The following is a 5,336-nucleotide window of genomic DNA, read 5'->3' as shown; positions in this document are numbered from 1 at the left end:
GGAGACGGCGTGATCATGGCCCAAGGCGGCCAAGGCCTCTGCCTTGCTCGCCGTGCGGTTGGCGATCAGCAGCTCAGCCGGACGGGCTTCGAGCAGTGGTTGCACGACGCCGCGCGCCGCCCCGCCGGCCCCGAGCAGCAGCACCCGTTTGCCCGCCAGCGCGAGGCCGTGATTGTCGGTCAGATCGCGCAGCAGGCCGATACCGTCGGTGTTGTCGCCGCGCAGCAGGCCGCCGTCGCGCACGATCAGGGTGTTGACTGCACCGGCAGCGTGCGCCCGCGCGCTCAGGTCGTCGAGTAGCTCGAAGGCAGCAGTCTTGAACGGCACCGTGACATTGAGTCCACGACCACCCTCGGCGACAAAATGGCGCACATCGCCGGCGAAGTCGTTCGGATCGCCAAGGATGCGACCGTATTCGATCGGCTCGCCGGTCTGCGTGGCAAACGCCGCGTGGATCAGGGGCGATTTGCTGTGCGCGATCGGGTTGCCGATGACAGCGTATCGATCGGTCATACGCACTGAACCTGTTGCCGCGTGGGACGCCACGCCGGGTACCCTATTGAGGTCCCTGCTGTGCTCCCTGCTGAGCACCCGTTTGGGTGCCTTACGCTTGGCTGATAGCGCCGGTTGTTGTGCAGGTTAAGCCGCGGCCGAATGGGATCTGACCGGCTCAAGCGCCCATCCATTGCGCGGCCTGCTTGGCATAGTAGGTGAGGATGCCGTCGCCGCCGGCGCGCTTGACGCCCATGAGTGCTTCGAGCACCACCTCGCGCTCCTCCAGCCAGCCGTTCTGGCTCGCCGCCTTGAGCATCGCGTACTCGCCGCTGACGTGATAGACGAAGGTCGGCGCGCCAAAGCGGTCCTTGACCCGACGGACGATATCCAGATAGGGCATGCCGGGCTTGACCATCACCATATCGGCGCCCTCGGCCAGGTCGAGGCCGACCTCGTGCAGTGCCTCGTCGGAGTTGGCCGGGTCCATCTGATAGGTGTACTTGTTGCCGCCGCCGAGATTGGCCGCCGAGCCCACCGCATCCCGGAACGGGCCGTAGAAGCTCGACGCGTACTTGGCCGAATAGGCCATGATGCGGGTGTTGATATGGCCGGCGGATTCGAGCGCCTCGCGCACGGCGCCGATGCGCCCGTCCATCATGTCCGACGGGGCGACGATATCGGCACCCGCATCGGCATGGGAGACCGCCTGCTTGACCAAGACCTCGACGGTGGCATCGTTCATCACATAACCGGTCTCGTCGATCAGCCCGTCCTGGCCATGCGTGGTGAAGGGATCGAGGGCGACATCGGTCATCACGCCCAGCTCGGGTAGCGCGTCCTTGAGCGCGCGCACCGCGCGTTGCGCCAGGCCATCCGGGTTGAAGGCCTCGCGCGCGTCCTCGGACTTGGCCGCCATCGGCGTGACCGGGAACAGCGCCATCGCCGGGATGCCGAGCTTGGCGATGGTCTGCGCCTCTTCGACCAGCAGGTCGATGCTCAGGCGCTCGATGCCGGGCATCGAGGGCACCGGCTCGCGCTCGCCCTGGCCTTCGAGCACGAACACCGGATAGATGAAGTCGTCGGGCGTCAGGGTGGTCTCGCGCATCAGCCGGCGCGAGAAGTCATCGCGGCGCATCCGCCGCATGCGGGTGGTGGGATAGGGGGCGCGATTGGGATGCAGATCGGACATCGGTGGCTCTTCTTGGAGAACGAGGTGGTGCAGGCGATTCGGGGTGCGCGACGGCCATTGGTGATCGGCTCACGCATCGGCCGCTAACCATAGCGCACCCGGTCGATCGGCGGCCAGTCTAGCAAGCGAAAATCCGTCTCAAGCGCCCGGCCGGCAGTCGTCTCGGACAAGCGGATGCGCTCCGTGGATGCGGGGTGCCGGCTTGGATACTCAAATTGGCGGTTTTGCCTCCGCTGTGGTGCCATAGCCCTCTGGCAATGATGGAGAAGACTCGATGCACTTTCCTTCCGACCAACCGCCGTGCGGCGATTGTTTCGATGTTGACCACGCAGGGTTCGAGCAGGCGGTGATCGCGGCCTCGCACGCGCGGCCGATCCTGGTCGACTTCTGGGCCGATTGGTGCGCGCCCTGCCATCAGCTGGCACCGCATCTCTATCGGGTGATCGACGAGCTGCAGGGCGCGGTCGGGCTCGCCAAGGTCGAGGTCGACGAGGGCGAGAACATGAAGCTCGCGGGCCACTACCGGTTGCGCGGCTTCCCAACCGTGCTCCTGTTCCAGCGGGGCGAGGAGCGCGGGCGCTTCAGCGGCTCGCGCTCGAGCGTGCAGATCCGCACCTGGCTCGATGAGCATCTGGCTCAACCGCTGGAGGCCGACGCTCACTGAGCATGCCCAACGCAGGTGACCAACCTGCGCGGCGAGGCACCGCTGCTGTTCACCCTGTGAGACACAGACATTTGAGCAAAAATTTCCTATGCGGCGGCTTGGGTGCCGGCTAGAGCGTTTCGACGTCGAGCGAGTCGCCGAAGGTCTCGATGCCGAGCTTCTCGGCGACCTTTTGGGCGCGTGCATCGATCATCGGCGAGACGACGATCAGGCGGCTCGCGGTGCGGCCGTGGCGCTTCTCGTAGAAGCGCGCCTTGCGTTCGAAACTGTACATGCCCGCCTTGTCGATCGATGACTTCAGCTCGCAGATGATCAGCAGGCCGTTCTTGATGATGAAATCCAGCTCGACCTGGTCCGGTCGGCCGAAGACCAGACCCTCGTCGTCGTATTCGTTGACATTCAGCACCTCGACGCCAAAACTCTTCTCGAGAATGCCGGCCAAGGCATCGCGGAAGGCGCGCTCCGATTGCAGGCCCCAGCGCGCGCCGAGCGCGCCGATGCTGCGCTCGACCCGCTTGTCGCGCTCCCGGTTTTCTTCATGGAGACGGTCGAACTCGGCCCAGACCGCCTTCTCGTGCTCTCGCCAAGCGCGTGTTTCCTCCTCCGATTTCCGCTGCTGCTCTTCCCATTTGCGCTGCTGCTCTTCCCATTTGCGCTGTTGCTCGTCCCATTTCTGCTGTTGCGCGTCCCATTTTTGGCGACTCTCGGCCCACAGTGCCTCTTGTGCCTGCCACTTGCGCCTGTCTTCTTCGCGCTGCTCATCCCACTTGCGTCTGTCTTCTTCGCGCTGCTCATCCCACTTGCGGGCTTGCTCCTCGCGGTTGCGGGCGAGTTCGGCGAGCATGGCCTCGATACGGCCTTCGGTTTGGCCCTTGTCGGCGAATTCGTCGCGGGTGATGTCGAGGACAGCGCGACGAAATGCCGGATCCGCTCGCAGCCACTTCGGCAGCTCGCGCTTGACGTGCTCCTTCAGGTTCTCTTCTTGCTGCATCTCGCAGTCCTCTCGTGTCCTATCGCCATTCGCCCTGCCGCGCAGACACGAACATCGCGTGGAATCTGGACTTCTAAGGTCAGTGTTGCCCGGCAATCGGGTCGAGCGGCCCTAACAGGCATTGCTCAGGCCCGCTGCCTGAGCTTACCAAAATCCACGACAAGTCAAGCAACCTGCTGCATCCTGAGGCTATTGGCCATGCCGGCGCCTCGGTTCAACGCCGAGAGCACTGCCTTCAGCGAGGCGCTGACGGTATCGCGATCGATCGCGACGCCGACGATTGACTGGCCGTCGATCGCGAGCTGCACATAGGCCGCAGCCTCGGCATCGGTGCCGGCGCCGATCGCGTGCTCGCAATAGTCGCGCACGTCGATGGTCTGGCCAAAGGCCCTGCTCCAGGCATCGGCGAAGGCGGCGATCACGCCCTCGCCTTGGCCCTGGATGCGCTGCTCCTCGGCATCCCGTTCAGTCTGTACCGCTCGCGCATGTTGAACATCCCGCGCCGTCTGCGTGCTGTGCCTGTCTTGCGCAGCGTGACCATTGACTGCTCCAACATCTGGTCCAACGCTGACAATGGTCGCCTCGATCTGATCATGGCCATTGCGGCTGATGCGGTAGCCGCCGAGCCGGTGCGGTGCCTGATCGCGGATGAACTGGGTCTCGAACAGTGCCCGGATGCTGGCCGAGTCGATGACGCCGCCTTGCTCCTCGCTCGCGCGCTGCACCACCGGCGCCAGCTCCAGCTGCGCCCAGCGGGGTAACTGCAACCCATAATCCCGCTCGAGCACGAAGGCGATGCCGCCCTTGCCGGACTGACTGTTGACCCGGATGACGGCCTCATAGCTGCGGCCGATGTCCTGCGGATCGATCGGTAGATACGCCACCTGCCAGGGCAATGCCCGGTTATGCTCGGCGCGCTGATGATGCAGCGACTTGTTGATCGCGTCCTGATGGCTGCCGGAGAAGGCGGTGTAGACCAGCTCGCCGACCCAGGGATGGCGTGGATGGCAGGCGATGCCGGTGCATTCCTCGACGGTGGCGATGATCCGATCCGGGTCGCTGAGATCCAGGCGCGGATCGACGCCTTGGCTGTAGAGGTTCATCGCCAGCGTGACCAGGTCGCAGTTGCCGGTGCGCTCGCCGTTGCCGAGCAGCGTGCCCTCGACGCGATCGGCGCCCGCGAGCAGGCCAAGCTCGGCCGCCGCCGCGGCGCCCCCGCGGTCGTTATGGGTGTGCAGCGAGACGAGTACGCTGTCGCGGTGATGGATGTGGCGGCAGAACCACTCGACCTGATCGGCGAACACATTCGGGCTCGCCGATTCCACCGTTGCTGGCAGATTCAGGATGCAGGGATGCTGGGACGTTGGCTGCCAGACCTCGAGCACCGCATTGCAGACCTCGACCGCAAAATCGGGCTCGGTCTGCGAGAAGCTCTCCGGCGAATACTGAAAGGTCCAATCGGTGCCCGGATACTTGGCCGCCTCGGCGCGGACCCATTCGGCGCCCTGCACCGCGATGGCCTTGACGCGCTCGCGATCGGCGCCGAACACCCATTCGCGCTGCACCGGCGAGGTCGAGTTGTAGACATGAACGATGGCCCGATGTACCCCATCCAAGGCGGCGAAGGTGCGCTCGATCAGGTCTTGGCGTGCCTGCACCAGGACCTGGATGCGGACGTCGGCGGGGATCTGGCGCGCCTCGATCAGCCAGCGCACGAAGTCGTAGTCGGGCTGGCTGGCCGACGGGAAGCCGACCTCGATCTCCTTGACGCCGATGTCGACGAGCAAGGCCCAGAGCTGCTGCTTCTGCGCCACGCTCATCGGCGCGCGCAGCGCCTGATTGCCGTCGCGCAGGTCGACGCTGGCCCAGCGCGGGGCCTGCTCAATGGTCCGGTCTGGCCAGGTGCGGTCGGGCAATTGCACCGGCTTACTCGGACGATACTTGACGTGATGGGCGGGCATGTTGATTCTCCTTCCGCATCTAGATCGGGGCTCTGA

At 65.1% G+C, this 5,336-nt stretch carries 5 protein-coding genes; 1 reads left to right on the top strand and 4 read right to left on the bottom strand.

Annotation, left to right across the window (positions count from 1 at the left end):
• The coding region (gene aroE / locus ACLFQI_RS11235) for a shikimate dehydrogenase (RefSeq protein ID WP_410759376.1) at positions 1-513 on the bottom strand (513 nt) is incomplete at its 3' end.
• Positions 514-670: 157 nt separating this feature from the next.
• Positions 671-1,684: a porphobilinogen synthase gene (hemB, locus tag ACLFQI_RS11230; protein WP_410759374.1), complete on the bottom strand. Its 1,014-nt coding sequence runs from the start codon at positions 1,682-1,684 to the stop codon at positions 671-673.
• 274 nt (positions 1,685-1,958) lie between these two features.
• On the opposite strand from hemB, the gene ACLFQI_RS11225 reads away from it, so the two are divergent.
• Entirely contained in the window at positions 1,959-2,348 is a 390-nt protein-coding gene (locus ACLFQI_RS11225; RefSeq protein ID WP_410759372.1) for a thioredoxin family protein, read from the top strand.
• Between the two features lie 109 nt (positions 2,349-2,457).
• On the opposite strand, the gene ACLFQI_RS11220 is transcribed toward ACLFQI_RS11225, so the two are convergent.
• Both ACLFQI_RS11220 and leuA read right to left on the bottom strand, forming a co-directional pair.
• Positions 2,458-3,339, bottom strand: coding sequence for a PD-(D/E)XK nuclease family protein (locus ACLFQI_RS11220; protein WP_410759370.1), 882 nt, complete (start codon positions 3,337-3,339; stop codon positions 2,458-2,460).
• Between the two features lie 164 nt (positions 3,340-3,503).
• The gene (leuA, locus tag ACLFQI_RS11215; protein ID WP_410759368.1) at positions 3,504-5,300 is read right to left on the bottom strand and encodes a 2-isopropylmalate synthase; all 1,797 of its coding nucleotides are present in this window, start codon (positions 5,298-5,300) and stop codon (positions 3,504-3,506) included.
• Positions 5,301-5,336: the final 36 nt, after the last annotated feature.

The sequence above is a fragment of the Halochromatium sp. genome (genome assembly GCF_046541315.1).
In the GTDB taxonomy this organism is placed as follows: Bacteria; Pseudomonadota; Gammaproteobacteria; order Chromatiales; family Chromatiaceae; genus Lamprobacter.
Note: the sequence above shows the minus strand (reverse complement) of the source record. Positions and strands in the feature narration are given on the sequence as shown.